This is a genomic window from Rickettsia endosymbiont of Cardiosporidium cionae, assembly GCF_015476335.1.
Classification (GTDB): Bacteria; Pseudomonadota; Alphaproteobacteria; order Rickettsiales; family Rickettsiaceae; genus JADHZC01.
Genome location: NZ_JADAQY010000005.1, coordinates 142,097 through 163,929 on the forward strand (window position 1 = coordinate 142,097; position 21,833 = coordinate 163,929).

The window sequence follows — 21,833 nt, forward strand, 5'->3', positions numbered from 1 at the left end:
TTAATATTTATGATATCAATATAAACATTATAAATGTTATATCCAGGTTATAAAACTCTAAATTGTACAAATAGTATCCAAGAAAGATTCATACTGCATAATTTCTTCTAGAATAATGGTTTTATCTATACTATCATCCTTTGCTGAAGCCAAATCATCCTTAAGAGTCATTATGTGATTCTTAATATCATTAACATTACTCTTTTGTAGATCACGTATGAACTCACTTATTATAGTAACAGAACCCTGATTAACAGTAGCAATACCATTATATATAAAGTGATTATGACAGATAATACCTTGCATAGCCCTTACTACACCTATCTTGAGCTTAGCTACAAAATTAGCGTGCCCATATAATACAGAAAACTCCCCCTTTTCTCCAGGAATAACAATTTTATCAGCAACCATAACAATATCTGACCCAAGTACACTGAGCAATTTTAATTTGACCTGTTTACTCATACCAAATGTCGAACATATTTTTAATTTATAGAAAGAATATACTGCCATATTTGTATTGTAAAATGCATTTCACTCCCGTATAGTAACCTTCAATACATCTTACAGACCAAACACAGAGATTATATCATATAATAATGAAATGTTAAAAAATAAAAATATAGAACAATATGTCATGAACATTGTGTTCCATAGTAGATTAGTGCCTAATGATATATTACTAAATATAAATGAAACATATTCACAAAATGAATTTTGTATTTTTAGTTTTTTAGAGAGATATCCAATTGACAATGAAGCAATACTTGAACAGATAATAAAAAAATATCAATTTTTAGATTTTAATAAATCATCCTTAGAGGTTCAAGCAGTGCATTTCGATAAATTAAACGAATACTATTCGAGAGGGTTTTGCATTTGTAAGACACATGATAATACTATTATATATCTAATAAATAATATCAGATATATAAAAAATCTGGATAGCAGATCTGGTCAAATATTTTTAATAAGAAAGAATGACTTAACAATCTTATTAGAAAATCAATTTGAATATTTTGGTACACTTAAAAGCAAATATTTACTGGATTTTATATCTGATAATGCTACAGCAAAAAATATAAATTTTTTCAGAACATTAACTGCCAATACAATATTATTTATTTCAATCACATATTACTTTAGTTACACATTATTTTTAGCGAGTAATTTATTATTTTTAGTAAATAACATATTTAATATAACAATTTTTCAAAAATCATATTTTCATAAAAGAAAAAAATATATAAATGATATCAAGCATAAGCAAATAAGTCCTGTTATACCAAGTCCAACAGTTATGAATATTTTTAATACAAAAAAATATTTTCCAGTATATACAATACTGATCCCTATGTATAAAGAAACAGAAATTATACAGTCTATTATAAAATCAGTAATGAAACTAAATTATCCTACAGACAGATTAGATATAAAATTTATCATTGAATCAGATGATCATTCTATGATTAAAGCTTTAGCAATATTAAACATACCAAAATATATACAGGTTATTAAAGTACCCAAAAGTTTTCCTAGAACTAAACCAAAAGCACTGAATTATGTAATGGATTATGTTATTGGAGAATATCTGGTTATATATGATGCAGATGATATACCTGATCCCAACCAATTACTTACTGTATTGGATATTTTTAATAAATTGGACAATCAACATGTATGTGTACAAACAAAACTAAATTTTTACAATTATGATCAAAATTTATTAACAAGATTCCTGAATTTAGAATACAGCTTATGGTTTCAGTATTTAATAAAAGGCTTAAATATACTTAACTTACCAATACCATTGGGCGGTACGAGTAACCATTTTAAAACATTTGTATTAAGAAAAATTGGTGGCTGGGATTCATATAACGTTACTGAAGATGCAGATATAGGGCTCAGGTTATACGCGAAGGGATATAAAACTCATGTTACTACCGATACAACTACATTTGAAGAAGCTCCCTTTCAAATAAAAAATTGGCTCACACAAAGAAGCAGGTGGATTAAGGGTTTTATCCAAACATTATGTATCTTTATAATTAATGCTAGCGAATATAAAAAATTATCTGTTTTAGAAATTATTTCTATATACGTATTTATAGGCTGCAGCACATATTGTTTTATTACAATGCCAATGTTTATAATATTTTCAATTATTGTAGATAAGCAAAATAAATTTATTAATTCTTTATGCAATATCAATATATTGCTGACTCTATCTTATTTTTATATCTCAGCATTTGTTGTAGTAAAAGATATGTATAAAGGAAACTGGATAAAAAAATCTATAACAATTCTCCTATGGCCTGTGTATTTTATATTGCATAGTATTGCTGCCTATAAAGCATTAATAGAATGCATATACTTCCCTTTTAAGTGGAATAAAACATTGCATAAATTTGATGCTACAGGAAAAAACAATAGCTTATCATAAGATCTTTATAGTGTTTTATTTGTCAATTGATACAGCTTATAGTATAATACAAGTGTAAACAAAGTGTTTATAGTTATATTAAAATTAATTTAGTTTGCAAACTATAAGTGAATGATGTACCATTTGGTTGGTACCTTTCTGGTATAATTTAAATTGATTATAACGTGCTTATGTGCTTGTTTTATGAGTATCTCTAAAGAAGATTTAGTTAATATATTAAAGTTAAACTTCCCTACGGCTAAGATCAGCGTAGAGGATTTTGTAGGTGATAGAAACCACTATTCTATTACAGTAATAGATAAAATATTTGAAAATATGACAATTTTGCAGCAACATAGATTAGTACAGTCTGCACTGAAGGAGTCTCTAGGGATGAGTCTACATGCAGTAAATATCAATACAAAAAGTCACTAACTAATTGATGAAAAATAAAGTTATAAAACTGCATTAAAAAGTTAAATGCAAGGGTTGTATGTTTCTTATTTGTAGTTACTAGATGAGTTTTAAAAATAATCACTTCTTAATAAGAGGAGTCATATCACTAATTTTACTATTTTTATCATTAGCCGTAATCACGTCATTATATTCATATAACCCAAGTGATAACTCTTTAGATGTCTCTACAAACAATATCACACAAAATCTACTAGGAATTTTTGGAGCATATATTGCAGATATATTATATCAATTATTCGGATTAGCTGCATTTATACTGCCAATATTACTAGCAATTACGTCATATCGTATACTCTTTTGTAATACAATTAAGGTAAGCACATTAAGGCTAATTTCCATTATCATATTAATGATTTTCTTATCCTTTATCTTAGGTAGATATAGCCATATTTTTACTAAATATTTTAACATTAAGTCACTACCCTCAGGCAATGAAGGTGCTATAGGCCTCTTATTATCATCTCACTTAAAATATTCTTATAACATCTACTATTTGATATCAGAAATAATAATTATTAATTTACTACCAATATTTATATTAAATATCAATTTTTCAAATTACTTATATAAATGTTATACCTTAATAATAATTATTCCTAAAATTTTATTAAAGTCTTTATTAATAATTTTTCACAATCAATTTATTAATAATATATTAAAATTAAGCAATGTTTATAACATAGAGCAGTCATTAATAAATTTTAATGGTGCCAAAATAACTAGTAATAACATAAGTGAAAAACGGCGGGATCACTCTAGAAAAAAGCAAAATATCAGTTGCGATACAAACAGCCAATCACTCCCTAGCCCCGAGATGCTAGATGAAATAGCTGAACGTGATAATAAACTACAAACTACGGATGCAATTAATAAAACATCAGAGGACTTACTATTAGTGCTAAAAGATTTTGGTATTCAAGGAAAGATAATAGATATAAAACAGGGTCCTGTAGTCACTTCTTATGAATTTGAGCCCAAACCTGGTACTAAATCCTCAAGAATTATAGGGCTATCAGATGATATTGCAAGATCTCTATCAGTAGCATCAACTCGTATTGCAATAATACCAAATAAAAATGCTCTTGGTATTGAATTACCTAATCCCTACAGAAGTTTTTTTAGTACTAAAAAATTAATTAATAGCAAAGAATTCCAAAACCCCTATATGATATTACCAATAATTTTAGGTAAAGACTTAGGGGGTAATACATTTATTGTAGATTTAGCAAAAATGCCGCATCTATTAATTGCAGGTACGACTGGTTCTGGTAAATCTGTAGCACTGAATGTGATGATTATTTCACTACTATATAAATACACAAAAGAACAGTGCAAAATGATCATGATAGACCCTAAAATGCTAGAATTATCAGTCTACGATAATATACCACACCTTATAACCCCAGTAGTTACCGAATCCCACAAGGCCATTACAGCTTTAAAATGGGCAACAAAAGAAATGGAAAACCGATACAAAATAATGTCATACCTAGGAGTACGTAGTATCAGTAGTTTCAATGAAAAAATATCAGAGGCCATAACTAATAACCAAGTACTAACAAGATCAGTACAAACTGGTTTTGATCTGGATACAGGGAACCCTATATATGAAAATATAGAAATAGAAATGAAAAAAATTCCATTCATAGTAATAATAGTAGACGAAATGGCAGATCTTATGCTTGTTGCTGGAAAAGAAGTAGAAGCATCTATACAAAGGCTAGCACAAATGGCGCGAGCAGCAGGGATCCATATAATCATGGCTACACAAAGACCATCTGTAGATATCATTACTGGAATAATTAAATCAAATTTTCCGAGTCGTATCAGTTTTAAAGTGACTTCAAAAATTGACAGTAGAACAATACTGGGAGAACAAGGAGCTGAACAATTATTAGGTATGGGAGATATGTTATACATGGGTAGCAGTTCAAAAATTATTAGAGTACATTGCCCTTTTGTCAGTGATAAAGAAATATTGAATATCACCGACTTTTTAAGAACTACAGGCAAACCTGAATATATCTCGAATATTACATTATCACAAGAAGATTCTGACAAACATGATACCAACTCAAACCATGATAACACTGATGACAATTTATATCAAAAAGCAGTATCAATAGTAAAAAATGAAAGAAAATCATCCATAAGTTATATACAACGCTCTCTCAGAATAGGCTACAATAGAGCTGCTAATTTAGTAGAACAAATGGAAAAAAATAATATCTTATCTGCTCCAGGAGGATATGGTAAAAGAGAAATATTAATCCCAAAGGACTAAAAAAATTGTTTAGGTATTCCATTTTACTAAAAAATATGTTAGAATGCCCGGGATTATTTGTAGAGGTTGGCGTTTGTTGCTATTAAGTGACAATAGAATTAGATAGATCAACAGTAAAAGAATATGGTTAATAGAAATGGAAAATTTTGGTGTCGGAGATAAGGTGGTGTATCCTTCTCATGGAGTAGGAGAAATTGTCGGAATAGAAAACCAAAAGATTGCTGATTTGTCTGTAAGTATGTATCTGATATCATTTCCCCAAGATAAAATGACTATCAAAATACCTACTGGAAAGGCTGTACAATCAGGATTGAGGAATCTGTGTAAGAGGTCTAAAATTGATGACGTATACGCTATAATGCAAAAAAAACCCAAGCGTAATAGCAAAATGTGGAGCAGAAGAGCACAAGAGTATGAGTCTAAGATCAATTCTGGTGATTTGTTATCAATTGCAGAAGTTGTTAGAGATTTGTACAAAAATGTTGAGAGTGACTGCTCTTACAGCGAGAGATCAATATATGAAATAGCTATAAACCGTTTAGCATCTGAAATTTCTATATTAGAGAATTCACCAGAGCAAGAAATAATACTCAAATTAACAGAATTGTTAAGAGATACAATGGATGCAGCATAAGCATAACAAGTAGTATCTGGAGTCAACAAAATACGGAAAATAATTATTCATAAATTTCGTTATAGCGTTAGTTACGGTTGTATGATCATTGTTTCACCAGTATAAGAATAAGTTCTTTATCACCAGTGTAGCTGATTTAGCTATAAAATTTATAGATCAAAATATTTCAGATAGTGATATTTCCAATTAAAACTTGTTGTATTTATAGTTTAATTGATGTATCTATATCTAGTGTATCTGGTTGTATTATAATTACAACCAGTTCTGTGTAATGAGTAGAACACGTAATAATTCTAATATATAAATAAAGGTTATACCAATTACAGCTGCTGTATTGTCCAGTACAGACATATTGCTCATTGTAGGATATGTGCTAATTATCGTTGCTTGCTTAGTAATTATTGTTTGCACTGAACTAAAAAAAATATCCACAGTAGATTCATTTAGTTATTTTGCTTTAGGTAACAGAAATTTTACACTCTGGGAGCTAGTAGCAACGATAGTTGCTACATATCTGAGTGCTAGTAGCTTTATTTTAGCATTGTATCAAATACATAATGAAGGATTACACTATACTCTAACAATAACTGCTACATATTTAGGGTTAATAATGTGTGCACTATTTATTATACCCAGAATGCAAAGTTTTTTAGGTAGTCTTTCTATAGCAGAAGCCATGAATAAAATTTATGGTAAAGAACTAAGATACATTATATCCTGCACAATAATCATTAATTCTGTAGGAATGGTAGCAGCGCAATTTAGGGCGTTTGGCAGTGTTTTTGAGTATTATACTACAATTAATACTTCTATCGCTATAACATTCTCGTCAATGCTGGTAATTGTATATTCTACACTAGGAGGAATAAGAGCTGTAATATACACAGATTTTATTCAATTAGCCATATTCATTGGTGTGCTTGTCATCATTACCCTACTCAGTACCTATTATCTAGATAATTCTGGTAATAAATTACTAAATACAACCGAATATAGAGGATTTAACATAAAAAAAATATTCAATATAGGAGAACGCTCTTTTTTAAATATGCTTAACTTATCATGCTTTTTTCTAATAGCGAATCTTATCAATCCACATGTAGCACACAGGGTATTACTAACAAATAAATTATCTATAGCAAGATCAGCAGCAATGATTGCAGCAATCATTTTAATAATGAGTATAATAGTATCAACCAGTATTCCTATTTCATTACTAATAAATGATGATAATTTAGCATCTAACAATCTCATACCAATTTTAATAAACAAATATTCTACTATTGTAGGTATCCCAGGGTTAATAATAATAGCTATTATATCAATGTCAATGTCAACTGCTGATTCCTGGATTAACACTGCGGCAATAACTTTTGCAAATGATGTTTGGCCAAGTAATAGCCATAAAAATAAAATTTTAGCAGCAAAAATATTTTCGATTGCTATAGGATTATTAGGGTTAATAATTGCTTTATATGCAGATGATCTATTACAGATTATATTGTCAACTGTTAGTCTATATGTAGGAATAGTAATTCCTATCTTAATATTAACAATATTCGGATTCAGAACTAAAAAATTAGTGATATTAATTAGTATGGGTTTGGGTTTTATTACTATATTTATCTTTAAAGCATTAGATAATGAAACTGAATCTTCAACAACAGCAGCACTAGTAACTATCTGCGCTACAATTATAGTACATTACATTATAACAAAAACACCTGCAAGATTTACACTTAAAATAAATCAAAAAAACAATAATAAATCAGGCAATATATATTGGATAAAAATACTTCAATTAGATTATCAATTACTATTTATTAGCTTGTATAAAAAACTATTTAATATAGTTAAAAAACAACATATACAACATTTATTTGGAGGATCACTATCCATATTTTTTGTAATACTCAATACATTTATTAATAACGCAGATTTAAGTTATTTTTACCAAATATCTATATATATTGGATCTATAATATCACTAATTATTTTGGTGTATGCCATTTTATTTCACAATCACAAGCAAATTATTATACAAAATATTAATATAAAACATTTATCTTATATTATAATATTTACTACATCGATAGCATTTAATATATTCTATGTTACTATAATTAAAAATTACCTGTTATTAGCTATAGTACTGCTATTCAGCACATATTTGTTAAGTACAGTAATAAACTGGCAAATATCAACAATAATATTGTTAACTATAATTACAACTAATAGAATAGTATTATTTAAGTATATATCTGACTATAATTACGAATTATTACCGATATCTTTTGAATATATATACGAATATGTATTGTTATTTGCTATAACATGCATAAAATTTTGTTTAGTGACATTAAATAGCATATATGACAATAAATCTTCATTTAAAACAGAAAAATTGATCTCTAACTTCAATCAAGAAATTAAAAAAATAGAACTACTAAAAGAATTATACGAAAAGCATCAAGATGAACTAATAAATATTATGCAATTTTGTAAAGAAAATACTAAATATACAAAAACACATATTCTGCATAAATTAAAGACAAGCAGTTCTCAAATGCAAGAAAAAAAAGATACAATATTATATAAAAATAATGATATTATATCACATAAAATTTTTCATAAAAGAAATGCTCATGATCTAGAAGCAATAGCAATCGCCATGATGAAATCTGGATTTAATACTGAAGAAATATCTGCAGTGATTGGAGCTCCAATAAGTGGACTGAGTATTAAAATCAACAAATAAATCTTTATCAAATCAAATAATCATCAGAATCTATAAAGACTTAATAATAAAACCTACTAATATAACAACTTTTGCTATTGTGGTGCCAATAGAGGGAATCGAACCCTCAAACCTATGCGTTACGAATGCATTGCTCTACCAAATTGAGCTATATTGGCATTATCTAAATTTGTTATTTAAAATTTGATTTCGCTGATCAGATATAATATACCTAAGTCATACTATCAATCAGAATATACAATTCTAATTTAATATTGGCATTAAGTAAAATGGATATTGAAACATTTAAAAAAAAATATCGTTATACTATGGCAACGCCAGTTATGAAACAATTTTTAGATATAAAATATCAGCATCTTGATTGTTTACTACTATACCGTATGGGAGATTTTTATGAACTATTTTATGAAGATGCAGTAACTGCTAGTAAAATACTCTCAATTACTCTAACAAAAAGAGGGAAAACTGAAAATGAAAATATAAATATGTGTGGTATACCGCATCATGCTTTAGAAAATTATCTTAGAAAATTACTAGAACAAGATTTCAAAATTGCTATTTGTGAACAACTAGAAACTCCTAACGAAGCAAAAGAGCGGGCGGGCCATAAAGCAATAGTAAAGCGTGAAGTAACTCGCATAATTACTCCTGGTACAATAATAGAAGATGGATTAACTGATGATCAGTCTACAAATTACTTGGCAAGCATATTCATTAATAATAATCAATCTTCTATATGTTACATTGACCTAACAACCAATAAAATATTTGTTACTACAGTTATCCAAGAATACATAATGCATGAAATGGCTCGACTGAAACCCAAAGAGATATTATTAAGTGAAAAATATGCAGCACATAGCATCATACCAAAAATTAAAGATTTAGGAATTTATATCTCATTCCAAGTAGATAGCATATTCACTTACAACAAGGCCAAAAAAATAGTTCTGGATTTTTATAAAATTCATTCATTACAAGCTATAGGTGATCTTACAAATGAAAATGTGATATCTATAGGCAGCATCTTAGAATATATATCTCTGACACAAAAATCTCATATAACTTGTATAACAAAACCTCAGATTTGTAATACTAAGGAATATATGTGTATTGATAATGTTACGCGCGATAGGTTAGAAATTAATACAAGTGTCAGCGGCAATAAAAAAGATAGCTTATTTTATAATATTAACAATACATTATCTAAACCAGGTAGTAGACTTCTATACAGCTATTTGTCTTCTCCATTAACTAATATAAAATATATTAGTGATAGATTAAATATCACAAATTTTTTTTATTCCAACATGAACCTAAATCAAGATATTAGATCTTATATCAAAGAATTAGGAGATGTAGAACGTGCAGTTGCAAAGCTGATGATGAATCATAGTAGACCAAGGGATTTGTTAATAATAAAAAATGCTATACTTATAGGTGAAAAAATTAAAACTATTTTTACTAGAAATGGCGAAACTCCTCATTACATAGAAACACTAATAGAAGGGTTATCTGGAACACATGAAGTACATGATATAATTAACCAATCTATCAAGGATGAAACTACAAATATCTTAACCGAAGGAGGTATTATCAAAAATGAGTATCACCCCAAAATTAAAGAGTTAAATGATATTTTATATAATAGCAACTTATATATAAGCAATTTAGAAAAAAAATATAGAGAAGATACAAAGATAGATAGTTTAAAAATATCTAGAAATAATTTAATAGGACTATTCATCGAAATTACTTCTAGAAATATCCATAAAATCAATGATAATAAATTTATTCATAGACAAACTACAATAAATTCTGCGAGATACGTAACAGAAGAACTAAAGGATCTAGAAAATAAAATAATCCATGCAAAATTTTCAGTAACGAATTTAGAACAAGAATTATATAGTACAATCTGTAGTGAACTTATTTATTACCAAAACAAGCTCATAAACTTAATCAGATCATTAAGCAAACTAGATGTATTCTGTAACTTCGCTCACATCGCTAGAGAAAATTCATACGTTATGCCAAAATTAACTAACAATTTAATATTTCATATACAAGAAGGAAGGCATCCTGTAGTTGAAAAATCACTGAATTTAAACAATATTTCATTTATATCTAATGACTGTAATTTATGTGAAAATGAAAGAATAGGTTTAATTACTGGCCCTAATATGTCTGGTAAAAGCACTTTCTTAAGACAAAATGCTATTATAGCAATAATGGCACATATAGGAAGCTTCGTACCAGCTAAATCTGCCGAAATAGGTATTATAGATAAAATATTTACTCGTATAGGATCTTCTGACAATTTAGCAAAAGGAGAATCAACCTTTATGATAGAAATGCTTGAAACATCTGCAATTTTATCTCAATCTACAAAAAAATCATTGATAATACTAGATGAAGTAGGTCGTGGCACTTCTACCTATGATGGGGTATCAATCGCATGGTCAATAATAGAATATATACACAATGCTCTGCAATCCAGATGCCTCTTTGCTACCCATTACCACGAATTAATAGATATGCAAAACTCCTTACATTCGATCACGAATTATACGACTTCTATACATGAAGAACAAAATAAAATTATTTTTTTGCACAAAATAATTAAAGGATCAACCAGTAAGTCTTACGGAATACATGTAGCAGAATTAGCAGGGTTACCACAATCAGTAATTAAAAGAGCCAACACATTACTTAAAGAATTTGAAAAGGATTTTATAAATAAAATTACTACATTAGATAAAGTATAAATTATGAATTTTGAAATTATTTTTGGATTAATAAAAACTACAGAAAAAACTGCTATAGCAGCCTATAAATATTTTGGTAAACAGAATAATAACGGAGCAGACCAAGAAGCTGTCAATATAATGAGACCTTCTCTTAATGAAATTGATATCAGGGGAAATGTGGTGATAGGCGAAGGAGAAAGAGATAATGCACCAATGTTATATATCGGAGAAAAAATAGGTAAAAAAGATAGTAAAGGGAAAAAGATGGATATAGCTGTAGACCCCATAGATGGCACTGATTTATTATCTAAAGGCAAAGATGGAGCAATTTCTGTAATAGCTGCAGCAGAATCAGGAAATTTTTTAAAAGCACCTGATATATATATGGATAAAATAGCAACAGGATTTAACTTTCATGAACAAATACTAGATCTTGATATCTCAGTTAAGGAAAATTTATATAATTTAGCAAAAGCTAAGAAATCTAATATCAGTGATCTAACAGCAATAGTGCTAAATAGACCAAGGCATGAAGAATTGATAGCAAAAATCCTAGAACTAGGTGCTAAGGTGATGTTAATAGATGATGGAGATATAATAGGTATCATCAGTACTACATCATCATACGCTGATATGTACATAGGTACAGGAGGAGCACCAGAAGCAGTGATTGCAGCTGCAGCTCTGCAAGTACTGGGAGGCCAAATCTGCACTAGGTTAAATTATAAAAATCAATATGAAATTGACTACGCTAAAAAATGCGGGATCCAAGATATAAACAAAAAATACTATAAAAATGATTTAGCAGCGGGCAACATAATATTCGCAGCTACAGGTATTACAGATAACAAAATTACAAATGGCATACAAATCAACAAAAATCACATTACTACAGATAGCTTATTACTAATATCTGAATACGAATATAAAGAAATCAAAAAAATACAAACAAAATATCCAATATAGTTAAAAAGTAAACAAATAAAATTTTGTTATGAATAAATATTTATGAAAACTACTAGCGGTAAGATCCTACATGGAAATAAATATTATAATAAAAGCTGTGGTATCACTGGCATTAGTGGTTCTATTCATGGTGATAATCCTAAAATTAGTACAAAAATACAGTAAATTCAGTACCTCTATGAAAGGTAACAAAGATCTGGTGATAAAAAACATATCACATATAGATCATAATCACAAAATAGTTACAATATGTTATCAACATAGCATTTGCTATATATTGGTGATCGGCAAAAATAATATGATATTAATAGATAAAATAGAACAAAAGTGACTACTCATGATTAAAACAAAATTTAACTATATAATTTATATTATATTCATATCTTATATAATGCTACCCTACCAATGCGTTGCCGATACACATAATTCTGATGTAACATCCTTAATTTCTGAGCTTAGTAACATGCTCACTAATGGATCTGTAAGCAATAAAATTGTACAAATTTTACTGATTATTACCATTATTAGTATTGCTCCTTCAATACTGATAATGGTCACTTCATTTATACGCATTTCTATAGTATTTTCTATCTTACGCACAGCATTAGGATTACAACAAACTCCTCCTAACCAAATATTGATAAGTCTTTCTTTATTTTTAACTTTTTTTATTATGTCTCCTACAATAGAGGAATCTTATGAAAATGGAATCAAGCCATTAATGGCAGAAGAAATTTCTGAAGATAAAGCATTGATGCTTACAGTCCAACCTTTTAAAAGTTTTATGTTAAATAACACTAGAACCCAAGATATAGATTTATTCTTATCAATAGCAAAAAAGCAAAATAGGGAATACAGTAAAAATATTGAAGATATAGAACTAAAGGTCCTAATACCATCATTTATGATAAGTGAACTCAGAAGGAGTTTTGAAATAGGATTTTTAATATTTTTACCATTTCTTATCATTGATATATTAGTAGCATCTATACTCATGTCTATGGGGATGATGATGATGCCACCGGTGATGATAGCACTACCATTTAAAATTATATTTTTTGTACTGATTGATGGTTGGTATCTCATATCTGGCAGCTTAATGCAAAGCTTTAAACTATAAGTTTATTCTAGATTTTAATATATCAATCACCTAATGTAACAACCACTCAGAAAATATTATTTTTATCCATATCTAAAAACACCATTACTACACTCCTAACCCAGAGCTTGTTCCTCCTCGTTCTACTGCTGATGCTGATGCTGATGCTGATGCTGATGCTCCTGGAACAACAGATGTATTATTATTTTATAAGTTTATTCTAGATTTTAATATATCAATCACCTATGTAACAACCACTCAAAAAATATTATTCTTATCCATATCTAAAAACACCATTACTACACTCCTATAACCCAGAGCTTGGTCCTCCTCGTTCTACTGCTGATGCTGATGCTGATGCTGATGCTCCTGGAACAACAGATGTATTATTATTTTTTTTGAAAAACCCTACTAATTTCTTTAATCTATCACCAATAGACCTTTTTGGCATATCTTTTTGTATTTCTTTTTGTATTTCTTTTTGCATCTCCTCACCAGATTTTTGCACTTCATCAGAAACATAATATTTACTCTGAACTTCTAGTAAATATTCTTTAGACTTCTTATTAATATCTTGCAATTTTTCTACTTTATCCTGTTCTATTATATTTTCTTGTGCTATTTCACTGCTATTATCAGTACTAGCGCTAGTACTTCTACTCATACTGTCTCCCTGCGATTGCAACGTAGTCTTATATCCTTCAGAAATATCAATCAATTTGTCATGATTTTCTTTACTACTATACTCTGCAACGGCCTCTAAATTCTTCATTAACATTTCAGTATATTTATGTTGCTTCTGTTCTAATTTCTCTAAAAACTTAGGATCTTGTGATAATCCTTTAGCAGTTAAATTATTGCTTATTCTATCAAATTTGTAATTCAGTTTACGAAAATTTTTGGTTAATATGGCATTAGCAAATACTTGTTTATTTATATCTGCATTGGAATTTTTTATTCCAAAATATTTTTCTTGTAGAGTATCCTGCTTAACTTTACTATCGGCATATCGTAAAAATTTCTTATCTTTTTGTAAATCACTAAGATACTGTTTTTTTTCATTATACGCTGGCTTACCTTTTGCATTCCTAAATACCTCATTAAACATATATGAACTACTATGCTTGACATGATCAGTTACTGTATCTAAAGTTTCAGACATTTTCATATCAACATAAGAAGCAGCAAATCTAGGAGCATCATAGGCCACTGTCTTCACCCCCTTACCGATATTAATAGCAGCTTCCTTCATAATGAGCTTTGTATTGTGAAGAGCCTGAGATACAGAATTTGTAAACTTTTTAGCACTATTAATAATGCCAGACTTCCTAAGTTTATCAAGTTCTTTCTGAGTTGTCTCCTCTGAAAAATCCCTGATGACTCCAAAATTACCTTTACTTATAGCATCGGATACATCTTTAAATTTCTTAATAGTTGACTCTATAGATGCATTCAATTGTTCTTTTTCAATATTTTGTACATCTTGCATTGTCTGAGTTATTCGCTTTTTACTTTCTAGTTTAATTAATCTAGCACTATCTTTAGTTACTTTTTTTAGACTCAAATCAAGACTCTTCATAAGATTACTATAAACCATGTGACTTTCTTGACTGTTTGATTTTTTCACTTCTTCAGATAATTGATTAACACTATCTAAAATGAATTTAGTATTCTCCTTCAGCGCTTTATTAAAATCTTGTATAGCTTTTGAATCTAGCACTGATTTCAATGCGTCTATGGTGTTTACTTTAGCTTCATCTAGTTTATCTTTTTCATCTGCCATAACTATAACCACTTATTTTTTTATTAAAATTATATACATTAATATTACTCAAGTATATAATGCTAATAATATTAATGTATATAATTAAATAATTTAAGAATTAATATTTAAATTATATACTGTAAATAAGTCATAACTATTAATTTTATTAAGCTATAAAAATAAAACGAATAAAAAAATACTAGCAGATACTGTATAATTAAGCCCTAAGTGCTGGCTGTAATTTATACAAATACCTTGTAATTGAATTTTATTCATTGTATAGAATAAAGCTAAGATTTATTTTATGATAATCAATCATTCTTTAAATATGAACAATTTCGAATCAGAAGATACTCAACATTTATTTGCTGAAAATGCAGTGTTTATTGAGGGTCTTTATCAAAAATATCTAATAAATCAAGATAGCGTTAGTCAAGAATGGCAAGTGTTTTTTGAAAAATATACACCTATTACAATAAACAAGGATAATAAATCTAATCCTGATCAAAATTCCACAAAAAATAACGTAACAATACAAGAAACGAAAAATGCTAACACTCTTAATGATGATCATAGAGTAAAATCAATCTGTAATAATGAAGATAAAATAATTAATGACTTAAGAATAAAATTTTTAATAGAACGATATAGAGAATATGGACACTATCTTACTAAACTTGATCCATTATCTTTAGAACCTCAGTTAACTGAAACAGAGGTGAACTTAGATGCAGAATATTTCGGGTTTGATAAGCAAGACTTAATAAAAAAAATTACTGTAAATTGTGATTTCTATAACAAGAGTACAACAAGTCTTGCAAATTTAATCACAAAACTTAAAAACACTTATTGTAGCAATATAGCGGTAGAATTTGCACATATAGAAGATATGCAAAAAAAAACCTGGTTATACAATAATTTCGAAGAATTACAGAATAATTTTACTATTCAACCTGAATATAAAACAGAAATATTGAAGCAGTTAATTAAAGTAGAATCTTTTGAACAATATCTTCACAATAAATTTCCTGGAGCAAAGCGCTTTTCTATAGAAGGTGGGGAAGCTTATATAATATGTTTAGATCACTTGACAAGTTTGAGTGCTGAAAATGGTACAAAAGATATAGTATTAGGCCTTGCTCATAGAGGCAGATTATCAACTATGACAAGTATTATGGAAAAACCATATAGCCATGTTTTTGCAGAATTTAGTAATATCAGTTCCAATTATGAACTGGACGTATCTGGTGATGTAAAATATCACATGGGATATTCTTCAGATAAATTGATCAATGAGAAGAGCATACACTTATCACTAACTCCTAATCCTTCACATCTTGAATCGGTAAATCCTGTAGTAGCAGGCAAGGTAAAAGCTAAGCAATTTTTGAATAATAATGATAAAAATTCAGTAGTAGCAATTTTAGTACACGGTGATGCTGCATTTTGCGGACAAGGTGTAGTATCCGAAAATCTCATCATGTCATCATTAAAAACATATGATATAGGAGGCATTATACATATTATCATTAATAATCAAATAGGTTTTACTACAGATACATCTGACGCAAGGCCTAATAGATATTGCACAGATATAGCAAAGGTAGTTGCTGCCCCCATATTACATGTAAATGCTGATAATATAGAATCTGTGATAATTGCTTGCGAATTTGCTGCCAGATATAGGCAATATTTTTATTCAGATATAGTTATAGATCTGGTTTGCTACAGAAAATACGGACATAATGAAGGTGATGATCCATCTTATACTCAACCCAAAATGTATAATGTTATCAAGAACAAAAAATCTGTAGTTTCAATATATGAAGAAAAGTTGGTAAAAGAAAAGTTAATTGAGAATAAATACTCTAGTGAGTTCAGAAAAGCTTTTATTGAATTTCTTGATAAAGAATTCAAGCAAATGACAAATATGAGTAACCAATTGCAATCTTTTCAAGGTCTGTGGTCAAGTATGACTAGATATCAAAATACCCAACTTGTCACAGCTGTTGAAAAAAATAAGATATTAGAATACAGTAAAAAATTACTTGTTATACCAAAAGAATACTCCATAAACAATAAATTAAAAAAAATATTTCTACAAAGGTTAAATAATATAATAGAGAATCATTTTATAGATTGGGCTAGCGCAGAACAACTAGCATTAGCAACATTATTAGCTGAAGGAGTTAATATCAGATTCACAGGACAAGATGTAGAAAGAGGAACATTCTCACAAAGACATGCAGTATTACATGACAGTAAAGATGGGAAAAAATATACAGCGTTAAATAATATTCAACATAATCAGGGTTATATAGAGATAGCAAATAGTAACCTTTCAGAATATGCTGCGTTAGGTTTTGAATATGGATACTCACTTGTAAATCCAAAACACTTGGTAATATGGGAAGCGCAATTTGGTGACTTTGCAAATGGAGCTCAGATAATCTTTGACCAATTCATATCGTCTGGTGAAATGAAATGGCTAAGAATGAGTGGTATAGTTATATTATTACCTCATGGATACGAAGGACAAGGTCCGGAGCACAGCTCAGCAAGGCTTGAAAGATTTTTACAGCTTTCAGCAGAAAATAATATGAAAATTGTATACCCTTCTACACCTGCTTCCATATTTCATTTACTAAGATCTCAGATAAAAGATAGTTTTAGGATACCTATGATTGTAATGTCTCCTAAATCTTTACTACGCAACAAATTATGTATTTCTGACTTATCAGATATTACTGATAATAGTAAATTTATTCCTGTACTTGATGAAATAGATAACAACACTAACATTAAAAAAATAGTATTCTGTACTGGAAAAATCTACTATGATCTATTTACAACAAGGCGCAAGTATAATATAAAGGATGTGAAGTGTATTAGACTAGAGCAGCTTTATCCATTTCCTTCACAAGAACTTAAACAAATATTAGAAAAATACAAAAATGCAAAACAATTCATATGGTGTCAGGAGGAATCAGAGAATATGGGAGCATGGAATTTTGTAAAATCTTATATAACAAATTTAATGAAAGATGTAAAAATTCACTCAAATATTATTTATCACGGAAGACAGGCAAGTGCTTCCCCTACATCTGGTTATTCATACATATACCAAAAAGAGCAAGATGCACTAATTAAAAATTTATTTGAAATATAATGGTAAAGATTAATTATGAATGTCAACGTAATAGTACCTAACTTAGGAGAATCAATCTCTGAAGCTACAATAGCCAAATGGAATAAAAATATAGGGGATGTTGTAAAATCAGGAGAATTGATACTGGAATTAGAAACAGAAAAAGTAACACTAGAAATAAATGCTCCTAATAATGGTGTACTAGAAACAATACTCAAAAAAGAAGAAGATAGCGTTGCAATAGGTGAAGTAGTGGCAATAATCAAAGTTATTGAAGATAATTCAATACAATCTTATAACAGTGATAAGGATAAAAAAAATATACAGCAATCAGAAGATACCCACATAAAAGATGATGTGTTGAATAAGTCAGGTCCTGCAGTAAAAAAAATAGTAAAAGAACATGATATCAACTTATCATCTATAAAAGCTACTGGAAAAGATGGTAGATTATCCATGGCAGATGTGTTAGGAAACATCAATGATCCTCAAATCACTGATGTAAATAAAAAAGATCTAATCCAAGATAATAAACAAAATATCGATAACAATAATAAACATAACAATGTAGAACGAGTTAAACTTTCTAAATTCAGAAAAACCATAGCTCAGAGATTAAAAGATTCACAAAATACCGCTGCGATACTCACAACATTCAATGAAATTAATATGAGTAATGTAATTGCATTAAGACAAAAATACCGTGATCAATTTGAAAAGCTCCACTCTGCTAAATTAGGATTTATGTCTTTTTTCGTAAAATCTGTTATCAGAGCATTACAAATGATACCAGTAGTAAATGCTGAAATAGATGGGGAATATATTGTATACAAAAAATACTATAATATTGGAGTAGCAGTCGGTACAGAGCAAGGTCTTGTAGTACCTGTTATAAAATCTGCTGATATTCTATCATTTGCAGAAATAGAAAAACAAATTGTAAGCTTAGCAGATAAAGCAAGAAGTGGAAAATTATCCATATCAGATTTTCAAGATGGAACATTCTCCATTACTAATGGAGGAATATATGGCTCACTATTATCTACTCCTATTATCAATCCTCCACAAACCGCCATTATAGGGTTACATAATATACAGAAGCGCCCCATTGTAGATATCAATAATCAAATAATAATAGCACCTATGATGTATGTTGCACTTTCATATGACCATAGAATCATAGATGGTAAAGATGCTGTCACTTTTTTAGTAAAAGTAAAACAACTAATAGAAAATCCGGAACAAATGTTATTGGAATTATAATAGCTTTTACAATGTCATTTTTTCCTAACTAACATAAAATATATTGTATAGCAATCTTGATACTCCAACCTAAGGTGAGTATAAGGGCGCATACCTAACGAAGAAGAAAGCAGATGAAGCTCAAAACTACACTTATAAGGCTTTTGAATTATTTTTTTGTGAATTATGCAAATGGTTATCGATTTAAATAGCGTCTAGCACTGTGATTTAATACTGCTTAAGAAATACTAAGCTAGATACTATTTAATTATAAAACTACATTACTATCTTCTATTATTGCTGATCGTGAATGGTAAAGATTATTATCATCTAATTTAATTATAAGCGATCCATCACCTTGATCAATAGAGTTGAATATACCAGATTTTTTTTTCCCTTCATGTATCACAGTAATTGGCTGATTTAGTTTATAAGCCCTACTTAACCATTTATTCCTAATCTCTACAAAATCAAAACTACTTAATATCCAGCTAAAAAGATTTTTGTCAAAAATATTAACAAAATCATTCAATAAATAATCTATTCTATCTAAAGCTATACCTTCTTTTTGTAAGCTTGTCGCATGTATCCCTTGCATTTTAGGATAACTTAATATGTTAATACCTACACCAATAATATAATATAAATTATAATTAAACTTTAGAGATTCAATTAATATACCAGAAATTTTTTTATCGTTTACTATTATATCATTAGGCCATTTTAACTTGATATCCAAAATCTTATTGTTATTTTTTTTTAATCGAGTCAATGTTTCAAATAATGTATTTGCTAAAATAAATGGTATTTGATATTGGTACTGGCTTTCAATTTCATTAATCACTACAATTGTCATGTAAAGAGAACCAGGCTCAGAGTACCAAATTCTATTATTTCTTCCTCTACCTTGTGTTTGTTCATTAGCCCATATAATAAAATTATTAGAGATCCCTGATCTTACCAATCTTTTAGCTTCTGTATTTGTACTATCTACAGAATTATAAATAATAAGATTATATCTTCTTAACCAATGTAAACTCATAAATCAAATAATGCTCATTTTTATACTAGAACTTAAATAAATTTTCAGATATTTGTTAAATTATTTTATAATAGAATAATCTGCAGTCACTAACCACTATCATAGTTTACTATATAAACTGAAATTAACGTGAAAAAAAAAGGAATTTATATAAAATATTTAAATATTATTAACTATAGAAATTTTAAAAATTTTGCTATTAACATAGAATCAGGTCTAAAGCCTGTAATTCTTACTGGTAATAATGGTATTGGTAAGACTAACATATTAGAATCAATTTCACTACTTGCGCCTGGCAAAGGCTTAAGAAAAACTAAACTAACAGATTTCTGTAAATTTGGTGAACATAGTTGGAAAACTATACATATACTAGAAGGTAAGCTCGGTACCAGTGAGATAATAAATACGGCATCACTAGGTAGCAATACCAGAAATATTACATACAACGGTACACAAATTACAAATCTTGAATTAACAAAATTGGTCAACGTAATTTGGATAACTCCACAAATGAATACTCTGTTCATAGAAGCACCAAATACAAGAAGGAAATTATTGGATAGAATAGTAAATAATTTTGATATATTTCATGTGAATAAATTAGTACATTATGAATATTATATGAAGCAAAGAATGAGCATTCTCAGGAAGGAGGGTAATCACAATTATACACATAATAATAAAATTTTAGATACTATCGAAGAAAAAATGTCTTCCTATGCAAAATCCATCCAATTATCTAGAAATAATGTAATCAATTTAATACAGCTAGCATTTGATAAAATGGACTTTGACTTTCCTAAGATGTCTTTCTTAATTAATGACCTATCACGGGATATAACTAAAAATACAAATGGTGATTATATAGATAAATTCATACAAAATCTGAAAAATTATAGATATAAAGATGCATTATCAAATAGAACTAACTTTGGTGTGCATCGAATTGATTTTACAGTATTAAATAAAAACACTTCTGCAACTGCAAATTTATGTTCTACTGGTGAACAAAAAATTATGTTGTTATCAACCATATTATCAGCGGTACAAGCATTGATGACCAATAAAAATTGTTTTCCTATATTGCTTTTAGATGAATTTTTTATACATTTAGATTCAAGATATAGAGAATGCCTATATAATTACCTACTTGGTAATGGATTACAAAATTTTATCACCTCAAATAGTTTAGAAGCTATACAAACTATTGCAAAACATTCTGAAATAATCAAACTTTAAACATGAT

General features: G+C 28.6%; 15 protein-coding genes and 1 tRNA gene. 12 read left to right on the top strand and 4 right to left on the bottom strand.

Annotated elements, in window-relative coordinates; genetic code table 11:
* Positions 1 to 57: 57 nt before the first annotated feature.
* Entirely contained in the window at positions 58 to 465 is a 408-nt protein-coding gene (locus tag IHI24_RS03745; RefSeq protein ID WP_194966724.1) for a hypothetical protein, read from the bottom strand.
* Positions 466 to 637: 172 nt separating this feature from the next.
* Here IHI24_RS03745 and IHI24_RS03750 point away from each other — a divergent pair, with 172 nt between their 5' ends.
* The 5 genes from IHI24_RS03750 to IHI24_RS03770 all read left to right on the top strand — a co-directional run bounded on the left by IHI24_RS03750 (position 638) and on the right by IHI24_RS03770 (position 8,575).
* The gene (locus IHI24_RS03750; RefSeq protein WP_194966725.1) at positions 638 to 2,443 is read left to right on the top strand and encodes a glycosyltransferase; all 1,806 of its coding nucleotides are present in this window, start codon (positions 638 to 640) and stop codon (positions 2,441 to 2,443) included.
* A gap of 183 nt (positions 2,444 to 2,626) precedes the next feature.
* Positions 2,627 to 2,857 (top strand): BolA/IbaG family iron-sulfur metabolism protein, encoded by a 231-nt coding sequence (locus IHI24_RS03755; protein ID WP_194966726.1) that lies wholly within the window; start codon positions 2,627 to 2,629, stop codon positions 2,855 to 2,857.
* 82 nt (positions 2,858 to 2,939) lie between these two features.
* Positions 2,940 to 5,183, top strand: coding sequence for a DNA translocase FtsK (locus IHI24_RS03760; protein ID WP_194966727.1), 2,244 nt, complete (start codon positions 2,940 to 2,942; stop codon positions 5,181 to 5,183).
* A 136-nt stretch (positions 5,184 to 5,319) separates the two neighbouring features.
* On the top strand, positions 5,320 to 5,817 hold the full coding sequence (locus tag IHI24_RS03765) for a CarD family transcriptional regulator (RefSeq protein ID WP_194966728.1): 498 nt from the start codon (positions 5,320 to 5,322) through the stop codon (positions 5,815 to 5,817).
* Between the two features lie 370 nt (positions 5,818 to 6,187).
* Positions 6,188 to 8,575, top strand: a complete 2,388-nt coding sequence (locus tag IHI24_RS03770; RefSeq protein ID WP_194966729.1) for a sodium:solute symporter family protein — start codon at positions 6,188 to 6,190, stop codon at positions 8,573 to 8,575.
* Positions 8,576 to 8,655: 80 nt separating this feature from the next.
* Here the strand turns inward: IHI24_RS03770 and IHI24_RS03775 are convergent.
* Positions 8,656 to 8,733, bottom strand: a tRNA-Thr gene (locus tag IHI24_RS03775).
* A 111-nt stretch (positions 8,734 to 8,844) separates the two neighbouring features.
* Between IHI24_RS03775 and mutS the strand changes: the two genes are divergently transcribed.
* From mutS to fliP, 4 genes are all read left to right on the top strand, one after another.
* Positions 8,845 to 11,343 carry a DNA mismatch repair protein MutS gene (mutS, locus tag IHI24_RS03780; RefSeq protein WP_194966730.1) on the top strand — a complete coding sequence of 833 codons (2,499 nt, stop codon included), beginning with the start codon at positions 8,845 to 8,847 and terminating at the stop codon, positions 11,341 to 11,343.
* Positions 11,344 to 11,346: 3 nt separating this feature from the next.
* Complete coding sequence (glpX, locus tag IHI24_RS03785) at positions 11,347 to 12,291, top strand: class II fructose-bisphosphatase (RefSeq protein ID WP_194966731.1); 945 nt, start codon at positions 11,347 to 11,349, stop codon at positions 12,289 to 12,291.
* 42 nt (positions 12,292 to 12,333) lie between these two features.
* Positions 12,334 to 12,456 carry a hypothetical protein gene (locus tag IHI24_RS04770; RefSeq protein WP_267463601.1) on the top strand — a complete coding sequence of 41 codons (123 nt, stop codon included), beginning with the start codon at positions 12,334 to 12,336 and terminating at the stop codon, positions 12,454 to 12,456.
* Positions 12,457 to 12,628: 172 nt separating this feature from the next.
* A complete protein-coding gene (gene fliP / locus IHI24_RS03790; RefSeq protein WP_228777153.1) occupies positions 12,629 to 13,411 on the top strand; it encodes a flagellar type III secretion system pore protein FliP in 783 nt (260 codons plus the stop codon).
* 286 nt (positions 13,412 to 13,697) lie between these two features.
* Here fliP and IHI24_RS03795 read toward each other — a convergent pair whose 3' ends face one another.
* Positions 13,698 to 15,173: a hypothetical protein gene (locus IHI24_RS03795; RefSeq protein WP_194966732.1), complete on the bottom strand. Its 1,476-nt coding sequence runs from the start codon at positions 15,171 to 15,173 to the stop codon at positions 13,698 to 13,700.
* Positions 15,174 to 15,483: 310 nt separating this feature from the next.
* On the opposite strand from IHI24_RS03795, the gene IHI24_RS03800 reads away from it, so the two are divergent.
* Positions 15,484 to 18,324, top strand: coding sequence for a 2-oxoglutarate dehydrogenase E1 component (locus IHI24_RS03800; protein WP_194966733.1), 2,841 nt, complete (start codon positions 15,484 to 15,486; stop codon positions 18,322 to 18,324).
* Positions 18,325 to 18,339: 15 nt separating this feature from the next.
* The gene (gene odhB / locus IHI24_RS03805) at positions 18,340 to 19,566 is read left to right on the top strand and encodes a 2-oxoglutarate dehydrogenase complex dihydrolipoyllysine-residue succinyltransferase (protein WP_194966734.1); all 1,227 of its coding nucleotides are present in this window, start codon (positions 18,340 to 18,342) and stop codon (positions 19,564 to 19,566) included.
* A gap of 247 nt (positions 19,567 to 19,813) precedes the next feature.
* Here odhB and IHI24_RS03810 read toward each other — a convergent pair whose 3' ends face one another.
* On the bottom strand, positions 19,814 to 20,587 hold the full coding sequence (locus tag IHI24_RS03810; protein WP_194966735.1) for a biotin--[acetyl-CoA-carboxylase] ligase: 774 nt from the start codon (positions 20,585 to 20,587) through the stop codon (positions 19,814 to 19,816).
* Between the two features lie 129 nt (positions 20,588 to 20,716).
* Between IHI24_RS03810 and recF the strand changes: the two genes are divergently transcribed.
* Entirely contained in the window at positions 20,717 to 21,826 is a 1,110-nt protein-coding gene (recF, locus tag IHI24_RS03815) for a DNA replication/repair protein RecF (protein WP_194966736.1), read from the top strand.
* Positions 21,827 to 21,833 lie beyond the last annotated feature (7 nt).

Excerpts from the sequence above, each read along its gene's own strand:
- IHI24_RS03745 (WP_194966724.1), bottom strand. The coding sequence starts at position 465 with ATGAGTAAACAGGTCAAATTAAAATTGCTCAGTGTACTTGGGTCAGAT.
- IHI24_RS03750 (WP_194966725.1), top strand. The coding sequence starts at position 638 with ATGAACATTGTGTTCCATAGTAGATTAGTGCCTAATGATATATTACTA.
- IHI24_RS03755 (WP_194966726.1), top strand. The coding sequence starts at position 2,627 with ATGAGTATCTCTAAAGAAGATTTAGTTAATATATTAAAGTTAAACTTC.
- IHI24_RS03760 (WP_194966727.1), top strand. The coding sequence starts at position 2,940 with ATGAGTTTTAAAAATAATCACTTCTTAATAAGAGGAGTCATATCACTA.
- IHI24_RS03765 (WP_194966728.1), top strand. The coding sequence starts at position 5,320 with ATGGAAAATTTTGGTGTCGGAGATAAGGTGGTGTATCCTTCTCATGGA.
- mutS (WP_194966730.1), top strand. The coding sequence starts at position 8,845 with ATGGATATTGAAACATTTAAAAAAAAATATCGTTATACTATGGCAACG.
- glpX (WP_194966731.1), top strand. The coding sequence starts at position 11,347 with ATGAATTTTGAAATTATTTTTGGATTAATAAAAACTACAGAAAAAACT.
- IHI24_RS04770 (WP_267463601.1), top strand. The coding sequence starts at position 12,334 with ATGAAAACTACTAGCGGTAAGATCCTACATGGAAATAAATATTATAAT.
- fliP (WP_228777153.1), top strand. The coding sequence starts at position 12,629 with ATGATTAAAACAAAATTTAACTATATAATTTATATTATATTCATATCT.
- IHI24_RS03795 (WP_194966732.1), bottom strand. The coding sequence starts at position 15,173 with ATGGCAGATGAAAAAGATAAACTAGATGAAGCTAAAGTAAACACCATA.
- IHI24_RS03800 (WP_194966733.1), top strand. The coding sequence starts at position 15,484 with ATGAACAATTTCGAATCAGAAGATACTCAACATTTATTTGCTGAAAAT.
- odhB (WP_194966734.1), top strand. The coding sequence starts at position 18,340 with ATGAATGTCAACGTAATAGTACCTAACTTAGGAGAATCAATCTCTGAA.
- IHI24_RS03810 (WP_194966735.1), bottom strand. The coding sequence starts at position 20,587 with ATGAGTTTACATTGGTTAAGAAGATATAATCTTATTATTTATAATTCT.